Raw genomic sequence first — 16,732 nt, 5'->3', positions numbered from 1 at the left:
CGGCGATGAACGGACATGGCCTCGACAAGGATCAACGCCGGCTGATCGACCAGCTGCGTCGTACCGGGCCCGCCTCGCGCACCCAACTGGCGCAGGCGCTCGACTTCAGCGCGGCCTACCTCACCAAGCTCTCGCGTGAGCTCCTTGCACTCGGCCTGCTCCACGAACGCCCCGAAGGCACCGCGGTGGGACGCGGCCGCCCGGCCGTCCCGCTCGCCATCGCGGCCGAGGGTGGCTTTGCGGTGGGGGCAAGCGCGCACAAGGGCATTCTCGACCTGGCGCTGGTCGACTTTACCGGAAACCCCATTGCCCGCCACCACGAGACGGTCGCGCCGATGACGCCCCGCGACTTTGCCCAGAGGGTGCGCAAGCTGGTGCACGAACTGGTCGAGGCGCATGGCCTCTTGGGGCGGCGGATGCTGGGCATTGGCGTGGCCGTTCCCGGCCCGCCGATGACCCGCGAGGGGACGCACTGGCACGCGGTCGATGCGCTGCCAGGCTGGCGCGACGTGCCACTCAGGGACCTGCTGGCGGCCGAGTTCAACTGGCCGATCTGGCTGGAGAACGACGCCAACTGTGCCGCTCTTGCCGAGTTCTATGCGGCCGGGCGCGTGCGCGACATGTCGCATCTGGCCGTGCTGCTGCTGGGGTTCGGGATCGGTGCGGGGCTGATCGTGGACGGCGTCCCCTTGCGCGGCCAGCATGGCGCTGCGGGTGAGATCGGCTGCCTCTATCCCCTCGACGCGCCGCGCCCGAGCCCGCTCGACCTCCTGGGCCTCCTGCGCGCCGAGGGCCTCGCGCTGGCCTCGCTGGACGACATCGACCCGGCCTCGTCCCGCCAGGCGCCGGTCATCGCGCGCTGGATGGACCGCGCGGCTGCCCAGCTCGAAATCCTCGTCAGCACCGCCTTTGCCTGGTTCGATCCGGGGGCCATCGTGATTGCGGGAACCCTGCCGCGTGCGCTGCTCGAAGGGCTCCACGCGCGCCTCTGCAATACCCAGCTTGCCACCATGATCGACGCGCGCCGCGCGCCGCTGGAAGTTTCACGTGTCGAGGGATCGCCCGTCACGCTGGGCGCGGCCATGCTCCCGCTGCACGCCATCGCCAGCTGAGGCCCCATCCCACAGGCACGGACAAATCCTGCCAGATCTGGCGGGTTTTGCCGATTGCATCGGGGGGCCCATGCGCGAAGTCTGGACAAAGGGAAGCGCCCAGGGCGTGCCGCCCGCAAGGTGCAAAGGAGAGGAACCCCAATGGCATTTCGAAGCCTATCCACGCTGGTCGCATTGACCGCTCTTGCCGCGACCGGCCTTGCCGCGTGCTCCCCCTCGGGCGAGATGCCGGAAGAGGCCACGGCAACCGACAGCGCGCTCGACCCGATCCCGGCCCCCTCCCCCGCCTCCAGCGCAGACGGCACAGCCGCCGGGATCGCGACGCCGCCCCCGCTCAACGCGACGCCAGCCAGCGCCCCGCCCACACCGCCTCCCGCCGCCGCGCCGCCAAGTGGCACCTCCGCGCGCGAGGAGGGCATGACGACCAGGCGCATCCGCTTTGCGCCGGGCACCTCCAGCGCCATCGAGGAAGGATCGATCACCGGCTACGACAGCGTCGACTACCTCCTTGGCGTCAAGGCCGGGCAAAGCCTCAATATCTCGCTCGCCACGAAGCACACCGCGACCTACTTCAACCTGCTCGAACCGGGCGAGAGCGTCGTCGCGATCTTCGCGGGCGCCTCGGCCGGGGACCAGTACGAGGGCGTCGCGCAGAAATCGGGCGACTACCGCATCCGGGTCTTCATGATGCGCAGCGCCGCCCGGCGCGAGGAAACGGCCAGCTACCGCCTCGAGACCATCGTCAACTAGCCCGCAAAAAACCCGCCTCGGCCGGCCGATTGGTCCGGGCCTTCTCCTCCACGATCGTGTAAGGACCTGTGCGAAGACCTGAAAACAGGACGCTAGAGGAGAGGCCCGATGCCCCACGGCAGCCGAGATACATCGCTCAATCGCAAGCTCATCATCACCGTCGCGCCGACCGGCGGCATGGCCGCGAAGAGCCAGAGCCCGCACCTGCCCACCCAGCCCGACGAGATCGCCGCCTCGGTCGCAGCCAGCCACCGTGAAGGCGCGGCCATCGCCGCGCTCCATGCCCGACGCCCCGACGACGGCGCGACCTGCAACGATGCCATCTACCGCGACATCAACCAGCGTATCCGCGCCGAGTGCGACATCATCATCAACAACTCGACCGGCGGCGGATCGAGCGGCGACATGCTGATCGATCGGGGCGATGGCCTCTACGAAAGCGACTTTGCAGAGCGCCTGAAGGGCTGCGAGGCGGGCGCCGAGATGGCGACCTTCGACGGCATGACCTTCTGCGACGTCCACGGGGGCAAGGAGATCGTCGTCGTCACCCCGCCAAGCCGCTGCGAAACGCTGGTCAAGCGCATGGTCGAAAAGGGTATCAAGCCCGAGTGGGAGGTGTTCAGCCCCACCCATATCCTGCAGGACGTGACCCGCCTCATCGAGATGGGCTACGACACGCCGCCCTATTACATCAACATGGTGCTGGGCGCGGACAAGGGCTTTCAGGGCGCCATGCCCTACAGCCACGATGTCCTCGCCGCGATGATCGCCGCGCTGCCGCCCCAATCGATCTTCTGCGTTTCGGCGATCGGCCCCGCGCAGCTTCCCGCCACCACCCAGGCCATGCTGCTGGGCGGCCATGTCCGCGTGGGGCTGGAGGACAACCTCTATTACCGGCGCGGCGAGCTCGCCACCAACGAACAGCTGGTGGCCCGCACCCGCCGCATCGCCACCGAGCTGGGGCTGGAGATCGCCACCCCCGGCGAGGCGCGCGACATGCTCGGCCTCGCCCCGCCTAGGTAGTCCTGCGCGGGGCCCCTCCCACCAGACCTTAAACACGCAAGGGCTATCCGCAGCGGTCTCACCACGAGGCCGCGATGCACCTGCCCTTCACGTCCAGCCCCACCACGCGCGACGCCGCCATCATCTTCGGACTGGCGCTCGTTCTGCTGGCGGTGTTCATCGGCGCGGAGGCCTTCGAATATGTCGTCGATTTCTCCCACCGCCATGAGCACCTGGAAATCGACGAAGGCCTGACCGTGCTCATGGTCATGCCGATCGCCATGGGCATCTTCGCCTGGCGTCGGCTTGCCGAAGCGCGCACCGAACTGGCCCGGCGCATCGAGGCGGAGGAGAAGGCCCATGCCCTTGCCCGCCACGATCCGCTGACGGGACTGCCCAACCGCCGCCACGCCGAGCATGAGATCGGCCGCGCGCTCGAAAAGGCAACCCCGGACGCGCCGGTCGCGGTGCTGCTGGTCGACGTCAACCGCTTCAAGTCGATCAACGATCTCTACGGCCACGCGGCGGGCGACCGGCTGCTGCTCGACACCGGCGAACGGCTGCGCGAGACGGGCGGCCCCGACGCTCTCGTCGCGCGCCTGGGCGGCGATGAATTCGTGGTCCTGCTCCAGGGCCCGACACGCCAGGACGAGCTGATCCACCGCGTCGAGACGATCTCGGAGAGCTTTGCCCGCCCCTTCGTCTTCGACCACGGCTCCTCGCTTGTCGGCGCCTCGATCGGGGTCACGCTGGTCGACCGGCCCGGGCTCACGCCCGAGCAGGTCCTCGCCCGCGCCGATGCGGCGATGTACCGCTGCAAGGGCAAGGGGCTCAACGGTTTTGCCTTCTTCGAGGAAGGCATGGAATTTGCTGCCTTCCGCCGTGCCCAGATCGAGCGCGACTTGCGTCAGGCCCTGGCCGAGGAGCGCATCGAACCCTTCTTCCAGCCCCTCGTCTCGCTGACCGAGGGCTGCATCAACGGCTACGAGGTCCTCGCCCGCTGGCGCCTCCAGGACGGCACCCTGCGCCTGCCCGACGAGTTCATCCCGATTGCCGAGGACTGCGGCCTGATCGGCGAGATCTACTTTGCCATGCTGCGCCGCGCTGCGGCCCGGCCCTGGCCGCCCGCCACCCGCCTTGCCATCAATCTCTCACCCATCCAGTTCGAGGACGACACGCTGGTCGAACGCACCCGCCAGGTGCTGGAAGAGACGGGCTTTCCGCCCGGCCAGCTCGACATCGAGATCACCGAGAGCGCCTTTGTCTCCAATCTCGAACGCGCGCGCATCGTCATCGCGCAGTTCAAGGAGCTGGGTATCCAGATGGCGCTCGACGATTTCGGCACCGGCTATTCCTCGCTGCGCCATCTCAGCGAATTCCATTTCGACAAGCTCAAGATCGACCGCTCGTTCATCACCGATCTTGCCGACAACCCGGCCTCGCAGACGATCGTGCGCACGATCACCGCGATGGCCCACAACCTGGGTCTGCGCGTCACGGTGGAAGGGGTGGAATCGATCGAGAACGAGGCCGACCTTCTCGGCTTTGGCTGCGATGTCGGGCAAGGCTATCTCTATGGCCATCCGGCCCCCCAGCCCGAGACCCGGCTTCTCCCGCGCTCCACTGGCCAGGCCGCCTGAGATGGCCTCCCGGTGCGCGGGGGCCGCGCTGGCCCTCGGCGCGGCCATCTGCACGTGCATGCCCGCATACGCCGAGAACGGGCAGGTCGATCAGGTCGAGCGGCTCGACGCCGAACCGGGCGAAACCGAGATTGAGAACCAGCTCATCCTCGTGCGCCGCGCCGACCCGCACGGCGAACTGCTCAAGACCACTTTCGAACACGCCGTTTCCGAGCGCATGCAACTGGGCATCGAGTTCAGCTCGCAGCGGGTTCAGGGCACTGGGCTGGAACTCACCACGATCGGCCTGCAGGCCACCTGGACCCTGCTCGATCCCGAGGAGGCACCCGTGGGCCTCGGCATCCAGCCCTCGCTCGAGATCGACAGTACGAGCGGGGCCCTGGGCTCCGAAACCTTCTTCATCGCCGAGGTGCGTGAAGGCCCCTTCGATATCGCCGCCAACGCCATCCTCTCGACCGAGCCGGGCGCGTGGGACGATGTCGGTCTGTTCTGGGCCCTGCGCGCCGACCGCGACCTGGGCGGGCGCGTCCTGCTCGGCCTGGAAGCGGGCGGCAGCCTCATCGGCGAAGGCGCGGGCAGCCATTTTGCCGGCCCCGTCCTGGTCGTGGGCCTGGGCGAGGATGGCCCCGCCCTCGAACTGGGTCTCTTCGCGCCCCTGACAGACCGGGCTCCGGGTTTCCAGCTGCGCTTCGAGACCGACTGGGAATTCTGATCCCCGGTGGGTCCATCCCGAAACCTTCGCGCTCTTTCTCCGGGACCGGATCGAGAGCCCCCTCCGCGCACGGCACCAACACATTGTTCTACTTAGATACTTGTCTTGGAACGATTAATTAGCAGGCTAACCTTCTCGATCTTTGCTATTACTCATTATAATCTTGTTGATTACCCCCCTCGAATCGCCTAAATGATGGGCAGCGCCAAGTAGAGCGCAAAGAGCACGCAAAGTGTTCGGTTCAAGGAGGGGTTCCTGATGACTATTGCTCGTGCATCCGCACGCCTGATGGCGCGCGCTAGCGTGATTTCCTGTTCCACGGTCCTGGCCTTCGCGGCGCAGCCAGTCCTCGCGCAGGACGAGGCGCAGACCGCCCAGGTGCCGGAAACCGTCAGCTCGACCGAGATCATCGTCACCGCGCAGAAGCGCGCGCAGGCGCTCTCCGACGTCTCGCTCTCGGTCGCGGCGGTCAACACCGAACAGCTTGCGGCCAACAACACCGTCTCGCTTGAAGGCCTGCAGACGCTGGTCCCCTCGATCAGCTTCGGCAACGACTTCAACTTCGCCAAGCTGTTCATTCGCGGCATCGGCCTGTCGAGCTCGCTGCCGGGCGTCGATCCGTCCGTCGCGCTGCACGTCGACAGCGTCGTCGTCTCGCTGCCCCAGGCCCAGCTCGGCTCGATGTTCGACCTGGAGCGGGTCGAGGTCCTGCGCGGTCCCCAGGGCACGCTCTACGGCCGCAACGCGACCGGCGGCGCGGTCAACCTGATCACCGCCAAGCCCACCGATTACCTCTCGGGCTACGTGCGCCAGACCATCGGCGGCGATGCCTTCCTGCTCCAGACCGACGCGGCGATCAGCGGCCCGATCACCGATGGCATCCTCGCTCGCCTCGCCGTCCAGCGCATCGACCGCGAAGGCTACGGTTACAACGAGTACACCGGCAACGACATCGACAACGCCAATCAGTGGTCGGTGCGCGGCCACCTCATGCTGCAGCCCACCGAGAAGCTCTCGTTGCTCCTGACCGGCGAACTGCACACCGAGGACGACCACGCGCTCGCCATCAAGTTCCGGGAGCTCTCGTTCCCCGGCACCACCGTGCCCAGCCTCACCGCGCTCGGCCAGCGCACCAACGCCGATGGCAGCCAGGCGAGCTTTGCCAGCAAGGTGCGCAACCTCAACACCAACTTCGATCCCATCAACGATCGCAAGCAGTACGCCTTCACCGGCATCCTGAACTACGATGCGAGCGACGCGATCTCGGTCAAGTCGCTGACCTCGTACCGCAATTTCCGCGCGTACTTCTTCCATGACTTCGACATGTCGAGCTATCTGGGCTTCCCGCTCGCCGAAACCGGCGCGGTCCAGACCAGCGCCAACCACTGGCAGCCGGTCTGGCAGAACCAGTTCAGCGAGGAAATCCAGGCCAGCATCGAGACCGGCCGCCTGCACGCCATCGTCGCGGCCTTCTACCTGAAGGAGAACATCCGGGTCGAGAACCACATCGGCTTCGACGTGCTCACCAACACCGACCCCTTCCGCGTCCAGTTCGACGGCAAGCTCGGGGTCGAGACCTGGGCGGTCTTCGCCAACGCGACCTACGACCTCACCGACGAATTCTCGGTCAAGGTCGGTGGCCGTTACTCGTGGGAGAAGCGCCACCTTGCCAACAACACCGGCATCGGCACCGCGGCGACCGGCTTCAACCTTGATGCGCTGCAGTGGGACACCAGCAAGTCGTGGACCGACTTCTCGCCGTCCGCCGGCTTTGAATACCGCCCCGGTGACGACGTGATGGTCTATTTCAACTGGTCGCGCGGCTTCAAGTCGGGCACCGCCGAAATCGGCTCGCGCCGCGTGCCGGGAGCCGAAACACCCTTCGTGAACCCGGAAAAGGTCGAGGCCTTCGAAGGCGGCATCAAGTATTCGGCCGGAACGCTGCAGAGCAACCTGGCGGTCTTCTACCAGAAGCTCAAGAACGGGCAGTTCCAGCGCTCCTTCCCGATCCCCAACCCGCCCTTCTTCGCCAGCACCCTCGACAACGCAGCCGCCTCGCGCGCCTATGGCGCGGAAGTCGAGTTCCGCTGGCAGGCGACGCCCGAGCTCATGCTCGATCTCTCGGGCGCCTACCTCAACTCCAAGTTCACCGACTTCTTCTCGACCGATCCGCTCGACCCCAACCTGTTCGGCCCTGGCGGCAGCCAGGTCGCGCCGTCGGACCTCTCGGGCAACTACACCCGCATGAGCCCGAAGTGGGTGTTCAACTTCAACCCGACCTACCGCATACCGCTCGACAGCGGCGCAAACGTGCAGCTGGGCACCAACATCGCCTACCGCGCCAAGCAGTACCACACCGAGTTCAACGACGATCGCCTGGCGCAGGATGGCTACACCATGGTCGATGCCAACGTGCGCTACCGCCACTCGGACGGGAAGCTCTCGGTCAACGCCTGGGTCAAGAACGTCTTCGACAAGCTGGTCTGGGGTGGCAGCTACGCGGTTGCGACAAGCCGCACCATCGGCGGTACGCTCATGCCGCCGCGCACCTACGGCGTGACGGTCGGCTACGAGTTCTGATCCCACGCGAACGCACAGCAAGGGCGCGCCCGGGACATCCCCCGGGCGCGCCTTTTGCGTATCGAGAAGGCAGGGAAGCGAGAAGACAAGACAATGATTCAAGGGGCCATCGCCCCTTGCCCCCAAAACGGTCTACCTCACCTTTCCCGGCCACGGCTGCACGCAGGAGGTGAGCTGGATGGTATGGGGAGCCCGAGGGCGATGGCCCTCGGATATCTTGTTTTTCTTCCCGTCTGCCCCCTTCGGCTTTGCCCCGTTCTGCCCTAAGAGCGGGGCATGTCCCTCACTCTCCTCCACACTTCCGACTGGCACCTGGGCCACGAACTGAACGGCGAGCCGCGCGAGGCCGAGCACGACCTCTTCCTCGACTGGCTCCACGCGATGCTCGGCGCGCAGGATGTGGATGTGCTGGTGGTGACAGGCGACATCTACGACGTCGCCAATCCGCCGGTTTCGGCCATGCGCCGCCTGTTCGGCTTTCTCCAGCGCGCCTGTGCCAGCTATCCCGCGCTGCAGGTCGTGATCCTGGGCGGCAACCACGACAGCGCCATGCGCATCGACCTGCCCGCCGCGCTGCTGGGGGCGGGGCAGGTCCATTTCGTGGGCGCCCTCCCCCGCCTGGACGGCGCGCCCGACCATGCGCGCATGCTGATCCCCATGCACGACCGTGCCGGTGACGTGCGCGCCTGGCTGGCCGCCGTGCCCTTCTGCCGTCCTGCCGACCTTGGCCGCGAGAGCCTCGCCTCGCTCTACGCGGGGGTACAGGAGGCTGGGCTGGCGAAGGCGCAGGGCCTGCCGCTCGTCGTCACCGGGCACCTGCATGTCGCGGGTGGGAGCGTCTCGGAGATGTCGGAGCGGCGCATCGTCATCGGCGGCGAGGAAGCCGAGGCGGCCAGCCTGTTCGATGCGCGCACTGCCTATGTCGCGCTCGGCCACCTCCACCGGCCGCAGGATATTTCCGGGGCAACCCGCATCCGCTACGCCGGATCGCCCTTCCCGCTGTCCGCCACCGAGCGCAACTATCGCCATTCGGTGAGCCTCGTTCGCCTCGGTGCCGAGACGGGCGCGCCCTGCGAGGTGGACACCCTACCCATCCCGCGCCCCGCCGCCTTCCTCGCCATCGGCCCCTCCCCTCTCGAGGACGCCGTGGCCCAGATCGAGGCCCTCGACACCGATACCGACCTGCCCCGCACGCTCTGGCCCTTCATCGACATCAAGGTCTCGGTGACCGGACCGGAACCCGGTCTTGCCCCCCGCATTCTCGACGCGCTGGATGGCAAGGCGCTGCGGCTCGTCAGCCTGAAGCGCGTCCATGCCCGCGCACAGGACGCCGCCACGGCGCGCAGCCCCGCCGCCGATCTCGACGAACTGCGCCCTGAAGAGGTCTTCGCCCAGCTCTACACCCGCCAGTATCCGGGGGATGGCCCCCCTGAGGACCTTGCCCGCGCCTTTGCCCAGCTCCTGGTCGAAACACAGGCCGACGGGGAGGACGCCTGATGCGTATTCTGGCCATCCGCGGCAGCAACCTCGCCAGCCTCGCCGGGGAATTCGCCATCGATTTCACCCAGGCACCACTGGCCGAAGCGGGCATCTTCGCCATCACGGGCCCGACCGGGGCGGGCAAGTCGACGCTGCTCGATGCCATGTGCCTCGCGCTCTTTGCCGAAGTCCCGCGCCTTCGCGCCGCCCCCGACCGCGCGCAGGTGGGTGAGGACGGCGAACAGACGCTGAGCGCCAAGGACACCCGCTCGATCCTGCGCCATGGTGCGGCCGAAGGCTTTGCCGAGATCGACTTCGCCCTTCCCGGCGGCGCGCATTACCGCGCGCGCTGGAGCGTGCGGCGCGCGCGCGGCAAGGCCGATGGCAACCTGCAGAACTACCAGCATTCGCTGGAGAACCTCACCAGCGGCGAGGGGATGGGCGGCAAAAACCGTGAGACACAAGGCGCGATCCGCACGCTCATCGGCCTTTCCGCCGAACAGTTCACCCGCGCGGTGTTGCTGGCCCAGGGCGATTTCGAGGCGCTGATCCGGGCCAATGCCAACGAACGCTCCGAACTGCTGGAAAAGCTGACCGGATCGCAGATCTACTCCCGGCTCGGCCAGCGCGCCTACGCCAAGGCGAGGGAGATGCAAGACGGGCTCGACGCCATTGCCAGGCGGATCGAGGCGCTTGACGGTCTCGACGACGATGCGCGCGCCGAGGCCGAGGATGTCCTGAAGCAGGCCGAAGCCGAACTTGCCGGAGCCGAGACGGCGCGTGCGCAACTCTCCGCCATCGAACAGCGTCTTGCCCAGCACGCCCGCCTGAATGCCGCGCACGCACAGGCACAGGCGGTCTGCGATGAAGCGGCACAGGCACAGGACGCCGCCCGGCCCCGGCACGAGGCCCTTGCCCAGGACAGAAAGGCGTTCGAACACGCGCCCCTGCTCACCAGACGCGAGGACGCGCGCAAGGCACTGGAGGCGGCCCGTGCAACCCTGACGAAGGCCGACACGGACCTTGCCAACGCCAGAACCGATGCCGCGCAGCGCGAGGAGGAGCTCGGCGCGGCCCTCAAGGCCGTGCGCGCCGAAGACGACCGGGCCGAGGCGTATGGCCCGCAGCTCTCCGAAGCCCGCCTGCTCGACCGCCAGATCGAGGAACTTGCCGCAGACCTTGCCAAGGCTCGCGCCCGCCAGCGCGCCGCCGAGAATGAAGAGAGCCAGCAGGCTCGCACAGAGCGCGACGCCTCCGAACAGCTGGAGCAGGCCCGCCGCGAACATGCCCGCCTCGCGCAGTGGTGCGCGGACAACGAGGCCGCGCGGCATCTCGCCGAACGCGAGAGCGAGATCGCAGATGCCCTCACCGCACGCGCAGCCACCAGGGCGCGCCAGCGCGAAGCCAATGGCCGTCTGGACGAACTGGCGCAGGCCGAGCAGGATGCACTTGCCCGCCATGCCCGCGCCCAGGATGCGGAAGAAAAGGCCCGCACAGCCCATGAGGCCGCGCAGAACGCCCGCGACGCCGCGCGGGCCGCGGCCCCTGCCCCAGGCGCGCTGGGGGAACTCAGCACCCGGCTCGAAGCGCTGGGCGAGGCTCTGGACGCGGCCCGCCGCGCGCGGACAGCGCAAGAGGCCCTGGCCAAGACCCAGGCCGAACAGGACGAGGCACAAGGCCAGTTCGCCGATCTTGAACGCCAGAGTCAGGACCACGCCGCGCGGATAGCACGCGAGGACGTGGAACTCCCTCTCCTTGCGACCCGCGCGGAAAATGCAAAGGCAGCCTACGAACGCGCGCGCATGGCACAGGACGCTGCGACCCAGACCCTGCGCGCCGGGCTCGTCGAGGGAGACCCCTGCCCTGTCTGCGGCGCACGCGAACACGCGCTGAGCGCGCTCGATGCCTTGCTGGACGAGAACCTCACGATTGCCGAGCGCGAAGCCGACGAACTGGTCCGCGAGCTGGAGGAGCGCCGCACGGAGCTTGCCGTGACGCGCGACGCGCTCGGCCGGGGCGAACGCGAACACGCACAGGTTACGCAGCGGATCGCGCAGCTGTCCCAGACCGCCGCCTCGCAAGAGGAAGCGGCCCGCGAGGAGCTTGCACAGACGCGCGCAGCGGCCACGCGGCTGACGATTGCCGAAGCGGACAGGATGGACGCGGAGGCGCTGGAGGCACGTCTGGACGAGGCGAGTGGCGAGGTCCGCGCTGCGCAGCGCACGGCGCTTGCCGCCGACGCGGCGCGCACCGAGGCGCAGGCGAAGGCCGATGCTGCGCAGGCCACACACGAAGAGGCCCGCACCGACCTCTCGCAGGCCAGCGACGCCTTGCGCAGCCACGCACAGGCCTTGCGCGAGGGACAGGAACAGGCCCGTCACCTTGCCGACAATGAAGCGACCGCCACCGCCGCGCTCGACCGGCTTCTGGGCCCCGAAAGCGACTGGCAGAGCCTTCCCGATCCGGAACACTGGCTGCGTCGAAGCGCCGCACAATGGCGCGACAACGCCGCCGCACGCGACACGGCCGCCCAGGCCCTGCCTGAACGCGAAGAAACCCATGCAACGGCCCGCCAGGCGCTCGCCCTGGCGCAGAACGCGCACACGGCCGCCCGCGAGACCCTGGACCAGGCCCTTTCACGTCAGAGCGCCTTGCAGGCCGCGCGCGCGAAGTGCCTCGAGGGCGAACCCGTCGCCACATTCGAGGCCAATCTTGCCCGCGCGCGCAAGGAGGCCCAGCAGGCCCACGAAGCCGCGCGCAGGTGCCGCGAGAAAGCGTTGGAAGCCGCCGCCTCGGCCCGCACGGCGCAGGCAAACGCGGCCAGCGATGTGCAAAAGGCCGAGGCGCACGCCACCCGGACCGACGCGGACTTCGCCGCCGCACTTGCCGCTGCGCACCTTGCCGAAGACGATGTCCTGCGCGCGGCGCAACGTGGAGCGGCGGCCCTCGACGCCGAGGCCGAGGCCCTGCGTTCCATCGCAAGCGCGCTGGAACAGGCACAGGCCGTACTCGCCCAGCGCCGCGCCGATCTCGACAGCCACGAAGCCGAGCACGCAGGCACCGATACGCCCGCGCCCGAAGAACTGGAAGACCAGGTCGCGGCCGCCAAGGCACGGGTAGAGACCGCCAACGCCCGCCGCGACGAGGCGCGCCTGGTCCTTATCCAGGACGACAAGGTCCGCAAGCAGACCGAAGACCTGCGCCGTGAACTGTCCGAAGCGAGCGCCAAGGCCGACGTCTGGTTACGCCTGCGCGACGTGATGGGCAGCGCCGACGGCAAGGTCATGCGCACCTTTGCGCAAGGCCTCACGCTTGATCGCCTGCTCGAACACGCCAACACTCGCCTCGCCGAACTGAAGCCCCGTTACGAACTGGAGCGCGGCCAGGGCGGCGACATGCTGATCCAGGTGATCGACAACGACATGGGCGGACAGGTGCGTGGCCTGCACAACCTCTCGGGCGGCGAGCGTTTCCTGGTCAGCCTGGCGCTGGCGCTGGGCCTCGCCGAGATGTCGACCACGCGCGGGGTGAAGATCGAGAGCCTGTTCATCGACGAGGGCTTCGGCGCGCTCGATCCGGTCAGTCTGGGCCAGGCGCTGGCGCTCCTCGAACAGCTCGAACAGGGCGGGCGACGCGTCGGCATCATCAGCCATGTCGAGGAACTGAAGGAGCGCATCCCGGTGAAGATCGAAGTCGCGCCATCCGGGCGCGGCACCAGCACGGTCTCGGTCGTGGAGGGCTGATCCGTCTCGACCACGGCAGGGTCTGCACAAAAGGACGGGCTCGCACGCGCACTTAGTCTACGTTAACCCTGTCTGCCTATGAACGGGGCCACCAATGAGGAAAAAGGCAGGGCAATGATCAAGAAGACCTATCTGGCCGGGGTGAGGTCGGTGCCGTTTGTCTGGGACAAGGCGGGCGCCATCGCGGCCCGCGTCCCGCACAGGCATGGCTGGCGCAAATGGTTCGCCAGCCTGGGCGCGATCTATGACCTGGATGCCATGCTGCCTCTCGATATCCCCTGGTGGAACGTGGCCGCCACGCGCAGGATCGAGCGCTTCCTCTCCCAGCGCCCCGCCGCCCGCGTGTTCGAATATGGCAGCGGTGCAAGCACGCTGTGGCTCGCCCGCCGAGCCGCCTCGGTGCTCAGCGTCGAACACGATGGCGCCTGGGCGCAACGCGTCGGGACCAGCCTCGCCGCGCAAACCAACGTCACGATGCTGCACCGCCCACTCGTGGCGGAAACCACCCCGGCCGATCAGCCCTATGTGCGGGCCATCGAGGAGCAGGGCCAGTTCGATCTCATCGTCGTTGACGGGCGTCAGCGCAGCGCATGTCTGAGGGCCGCGCTGCCGCACCTTGCCGAGGATGGCATAATCGTGTTCGACGACAGTGGCCGACGCCGCTACCGCGCCGCGATCGAGGCCTGCGGCCTTCAGGAGACGCGCCTGCGCGGGCTTTCCTATTGCGTCCCCTACCCGGACAACACCAGCCTGCTGAGCCGCGCCCCGCTTAGCGCATGAAACGCGCGACGCTCGAGGGCCTGGCACAGCGCGGCCGAAACCTGGCCGCGCGTCACCCCGCTACGCTACGCTGGGCGGCGCGTGGGATCCTGCTGCTCTCGCTGATCTTCCTGGGACGGAGCGTACAGGAGGCGAGCCTTGCCAACGCCGCCCCCTTACCGGGCCGCGGGGCCCTGTTCGCGCTCCTTCTCAGCGCCCCTGCCTACGCGGGCCTGCTGGTGGTGCTCGCACTGGCCTGGTCACAGGTTCTGGCCCACGCCAACGGCACGGCCAAGCGGATCAGACTGCGCGAGACGGTGGCGGTCTACGGGATCTCGATCCTGCCCAAATACATCCCGGGCTCGGTCTTCCAGTATGGTTCACGCCAGTTACTGGGCCGGGAGCGAGGATGGAGTACGCGCGCGCTGACCCTGGCCTCCGGTCTCGAGGTTCTCCTCCACGTCCTGTGCGCCTCGGTCATCGCGGCGCTGCTGCTGGCACTTGCCACCCTTGGGCAAGCGCACGAGCGCGCCGCCTGGCTGGCGTTCCTCGCAGGCCTTCCCACACTGTGCACGCTTGCCGGTCTTGCGCTCCTTGGCCGCCGGCTCCCTCCCGCGCTGACCGATCTGGCGGCTCCCGCGATCAGGAGCGCGCTGCTGCAGGCCCTGTTCTTCGCAGGCATGGCTGCCCTCGCCATGGTCTGCGCATGGGCCTATGGCGTGGGCACCGCGCGGCTTGCGAGCGTGGGAGGACTGTTTCTCCTGTCCTGGCTCGCCGGCTTCGCCGTTCCGGTCATGCCCGGAGGGCTGGGGGTGCGTGAGGCCGCGGGGATTTCGCTGCTGTCCGGCGTGGTCGGTCTCGAAACGGCTCTCATGATCCAGTTCTCGATGCGGCTTGTCATGCTGGCCGGAGATGCCCTGCTTTTCCTGATCGCACTTGCGTGTCGCCGGGCGCTTCGTCCTCCCGAATGACACGCTGCCAGAGGCAGGCATTGGCTCTGCACGCGCCCTTTTGCCACCCCTTCTCGCGCTCCATCCGGGCCATCACCTCCTCATAACTGTCCGGATGCAGGCTGCGCGAGAGGTAAACGTAGTCATAGTCCCCTTCCGGCAGCGCACCGCGCTCATCGAAGAAGCGCAGCGCCGCATCGTATTGCGGCGCCCGTCTGGCCCAATGCGTCGCCCGGGGGGAAACAAGCACCTGGCGTCCGGCCAGGATCGGAATCCAGACATCCGGGCCGAGCGAGACGAACGGCAAGGCGGGATACTGCAGGAAGACCGCATCGCGCGCAGTGTCCTTGCGCACGGCGGCCAGCACGGCCAAGTCGTCAGCGGGCACGCGCAGCTGCCACTTGCGCACCGAAGCCACATGCCAGAGCGTATCGAGTACCGGGCTCGCCATGCCCAGGATCAACAGTGGCAGCCCCACACTCAGGAGCGCGCGTCGATCGGCTCTAGGACCGTTGCAAACCAGCCATACGCAGGCGATCGTCAATCCGCACGATGTGAGGATGGCAACCCGAAGCTGCATTTCCTGCGCGATCCGCGCACTGCCGATGAGCGTACTGCCCAGCAGAACCGCCATGCCTACGCCGCAGATGGCACTCGTAAGCACAACGATGGGCTCGAGCGAACGCCTCCGCATCTGACGGACCAGTACCTCGCGCAGCCCGACCAGGCCGAAAAGGCTCACTCCGAACAGCAGGACCAGACCGGGCAGGGCAAGAAGCAGGCGTACCCAAGGTTCTGGGCGCATCCTGGCCGCAGCGAATATCGGACTGTCGAGACCGCTGTCTCCCGCCCCCGGGCCGACGATCCCGAACAGGAGTGGCACGGCCAGAGCACAGAGCCCGACAGCGCCGATTTCGAACACCCGCCGGGTCAGACCGGTGCGCGTGTCACAGAGCCGTGCCAGTCCGTAGACACCCAGGCACGCCACGCCCAGCAAGGTCGAAACCGCCCCCGCGCAGATCAAAGGGAGCACCGACACGCGCTTTAGAAGCGGGCTGATCTGTTCGCGCGTTGCGGCAAAGATCACACCCCAGGACAACAGTCCCAGCAGCATGAACTGATGCTGGGGCACGTAAAGCGAGGCGCGAAACAGCGGATAGCCATTGAGAAAACCGCCGTTGACCCCCTCGATGTTGATCTGTGTCGCTGCCGCGCTCAGATCGCCGCCCGTGCGCAGAAGCGCGAACAGGCCATCGGGCGAGGGCGAAAGCCATCCGATGAGCGCGATCCCCATCGCCCAGTTGGGGCTGGCCCCGGCCTGACGTAGCAAGCCATGGAGGATCACCCAGAACACAAGGGTCTGGATCAGCCCCTGAGCCACGAGTGCTCCGAACGGGTCCGCGCCCAGTGCGGCGGCGCAAGCCGGTATGGTGTAGAAGAGCCAATAGTAGGCCAGCGGATCGCCGGCTGCGAAGATATCACGCGCGGGCAGGCCCATCAGGGCAAGCGCGTTGACGTGCCCCAGGTGCTTGAAGCCATCCGCATTGAACCAGGCCCTGACGACCAGCTCTCCGTCCATCAGGCGCACCGCGCCCGCGGTGATTGCCGCAGCCACGCCGGTGGCGAGAATGCCGACCACGAAGGCCTGAGGCTCGCGCGCGCGCTCCGGCGCGCAGGCAGAACCCGGCACACTGCTCTCCCTGTCTCCCCTTCCCCATCGCCAGTAAGCCGCCAGTCCGGCCAGGAGCAGCGCGCTGCCCATGAGCCAGCGGACATCCAGCTGTCCCGGAAGGAGCCGCGCGACCAGGGCCGTCAGGAGCAGGGCCGCGCTGGCGCTCACGCACCCGGCGGCGGCATGTATCCACAAGGGGGCCGAATGACGCGATGCCACAATCCATCCCGGCGCGCTGAGCAGGCCAAATACAACGAGCGCGATCGCAAGGGTCAACAACATGAAAAAGTTCCGATTTCGGGCCTAGGAGCGAAGCCTGACAGCCTCTCGTTC

11 protein-coding genes are annotated in these 16,732 nt (G+C 67.8%); 10 read left to right on the top strand and 1 reads right to left on the bottom strand.

Annotated features, from left to right (window positions below):
* Window positions 1-5 precede the first annotated feature (5 nt).
* The 10 genes from MTR65_RS15815 (at window position 6) to MTR65_RS15770 (ending at window position 14,748) form a co-directional block, all read left to right on the top strand.
* Complete coding sequence (locus tag MTR65_RS15815; RefSeq protein WP_243801885.1) at window positions 6-1,112, top strand: ROK family transcriptional regulator; 1,107 nt, start codon at window positions 6-8, stop codon at window positions 1,110-1,112.
* 141 nt (window positions 1,113-1,253) lie between these two features.
* A complete protein-coding gene (locus tag MTR65_RS15810) occupies window positions 1,254-1,862 on the top strand; it encodes a hypothetical protein (protein WP_243801883.1) in 609 nt (202 codons plus the stop codon).
* Between the two features lie 108 nt (window positions 1,863-1,970).
* Window positions 1,971-2,885, top strand: coding sequence for a beta-keto acid cleavage family enzyme (locus tag MTR65_RS15805; protein ID WP_243801881.1), 915 nt, complete (start codon window positions 1,971-1,973; stop codon window positions 2,883-2,885).
* 74 nt (window positions 2,886-2,959) lie between these two features.
* Window positions 2,960-4,504, top strand: coding sequence for a putative bifunctional diguanylate cyclase/phosphodiesterase (locus MTR65_RS15800; RefSeq protein WP_243801878.1), 1,545 nt, complete (start codon window positions 2,960-2,962; stop codon window positions 4,502-4,504).
* A 1-nt stretch (window position 4,505) separates the two neighbouring features.
* A complete protein-coding gene (locus tag MTR65_RS15795; protein WP_243801876.1) occupies window positions 4,506-5,216 on the top strand; it encodes a hypothetical protein in 711 nt (236 codons plus the stop codon).
* 258 nt (window positions 5,217-5,474) lie between these two features.
* Complete coding sequence (locus tag MTR65_RS15790) at window positions 5,475-7,796, top strand: TonB-dependent receptor (RefSeq protein WP_243801874.1); 2,322 nt, start codon at window positions 5,475-5,477, stop codon at window positions 7,794-7,796.
* Between the two features lie 276 nt (window positions 7,797-8,072).
* Entirely contained in the window at window positions 8,073-9,293 is a 1,221-nt protein-coding gene (locus tag MTR65_RS15785; protein ID WP_243801871.1) for an exonuclease SbcCD subunit D C-terminal domain-containing protein, read from the top strand.
* A complete protein-coding gene (locus MTR65_RS15780) occupies window positions 9,293-13,018 on the top strand; it encodes an AAA family ATPase (RefSeq protein WP_243801869.1) in 3,726 nt (1,241 codons plus the stop codon). The genes MTR65_RS15785 and MTR65_RS15780 overlap by 1 nt, the downstream gene beginning before the upstream one ends.
* Window positions 13,019-13,132: 114 nt before the next feature.
* Window positions 13,133-13,798: a class I SAM-dependent methyltransferase gene (locus MTR65_RS15775; protein WP_243801866.1), complete on the top strand. Its 666-nt coding sequence runs from the start codon at window positions 13,133-13,135 to the stop codon at window positions 13,796-13,798.
* Window positions 13,795-14,748 carry a hypothetical protein gene (locus MTR65_RS15770; RefSeq protein ID WP_243801864.1) on the top strand — a complete coding sequence of 318 codons (954 nt, stop codon included), beginning with the start codon at window positions 13,795-13,797 and terminating at the stop codon, window positions 14,746-14,748. The genes MTR65_RS15775 and MTR65_RS15770 overlap by 4 nt, the downstream gene beginning before the upstream one ends.
* Here the strand turns inward: MTR65_RS15770 and MTR65_RS15765 are convergent.
* Window positions 14,675-16,681 (bottom strand): hypothetical protein, encoded by a 2,007-nt coding sequence (locus MTR65_RS15765; RefSeq protein ID WP_243801861.1) that lies wholly within the window; start codon window positions 16,679-16,681, stop codon window positions 14,675-14,677. The two genes, MTR65_RS15770 and MTR65_RS15765, sit on opposite strands and share 74 nt — an antisense overlap.
* Between the last annotated feature and the right edge of the window lie 51 nt (window positions 16,682-16,732).

The organism is Novosphingobium mangrovi (assembly GCF_022818885.1).
In the GTDB taxonomy this organism is placed as follows: Bacteria; Pseudomonadota; Alphaproteobacteria; order Sphingomonadales; family Sphingomonadaceae; genus Novosphingobium; species Novosphingobium mangrovi.
The sequence above is the reverse complement of the archived record's forward strand: the minus strand, read 5'-3'. Positions and strand labels throughout refer to the sequence as shown.

Bases quoted from the DNA above. Each gene is read 5' to 3' on its own strand.
- MTR65_RS15805 (WP_243801881.1), top strand. From the start codon at position 1,971: ATGCCCCACGGCAGCCGAGATACATCGCTCAATCGCAAGCTCATCATC.
- MTR65_RS15790 (WP_243801874.1), top strand. From the start codon at position 5,475: ATGACTATTGCTCGTGCATCCGCACGCCTGATGGCGCGCGCTAGCGTG.
- MTR65_RS15775 (WP_243801866.1), top strand. From the start codon at position 13,133: ATGATCAAGAAGACCTATCTGGCCGGGGTGAGGTCGGTGCCGTTTGTC.
- MTR65_RS15765 (WP_243801861.1), bottom strand. From the start codon at position 16,681: ATGTTGTTGACCCTTGCGATCGCGCTCGTTGTATTTGGCCTGCTCAGC.
- MTR65_RS15800 (WP_243801878.1), top strand. From the start codon at position 2,960: ATGCACCTGCCCTTCACGTCCAGCCCCACCACGCGCGACGCCGCCATC.
- MTR65_RS15785 (WP_243801871.1), top strand. From the start codon at position 8,073: ATGTCCCTCACTCTCCTCCACACTTCCGACTGGCACCTGGGCCACGAA.
- MTR65_RS15770 (WP_243801864.1), top strand. From the start codon at position 13,795: ATGAAACGCGCGACGCTCGAGGGCCTGGCACAGCGCGGCCGAAACCTG.
- MTR65_RS15810 (WP_243801883.1), top strand. From the start codon at position 1,254: ATGGCATTTCGAAGCCTATCCACGCTGGTCGCATTGACCGCTCTTGCC.
- MTR65_RS15780 (WP_243801869.1), top strand. From the start codon at position 9,293: ATGCGTATTCTGGCCATCCGCGGCAGCAACCTCGCCAGCCTCGCCGGG.
- MTR65_RS15815 (WP_243801885.1), top strand. From the start codon at position 6: ATGAACGGACATGGCCTCGACAAGGATCAACGCCGGCTGATCGACCAG.
- MTR65_RS15795 (WP_243801876.1), top strand. From the start codon at position 4,506: ATGGCCTCCCGGTGCGCGGGGGCCGCGCTGGCCCTCGGCGCGGCCATC.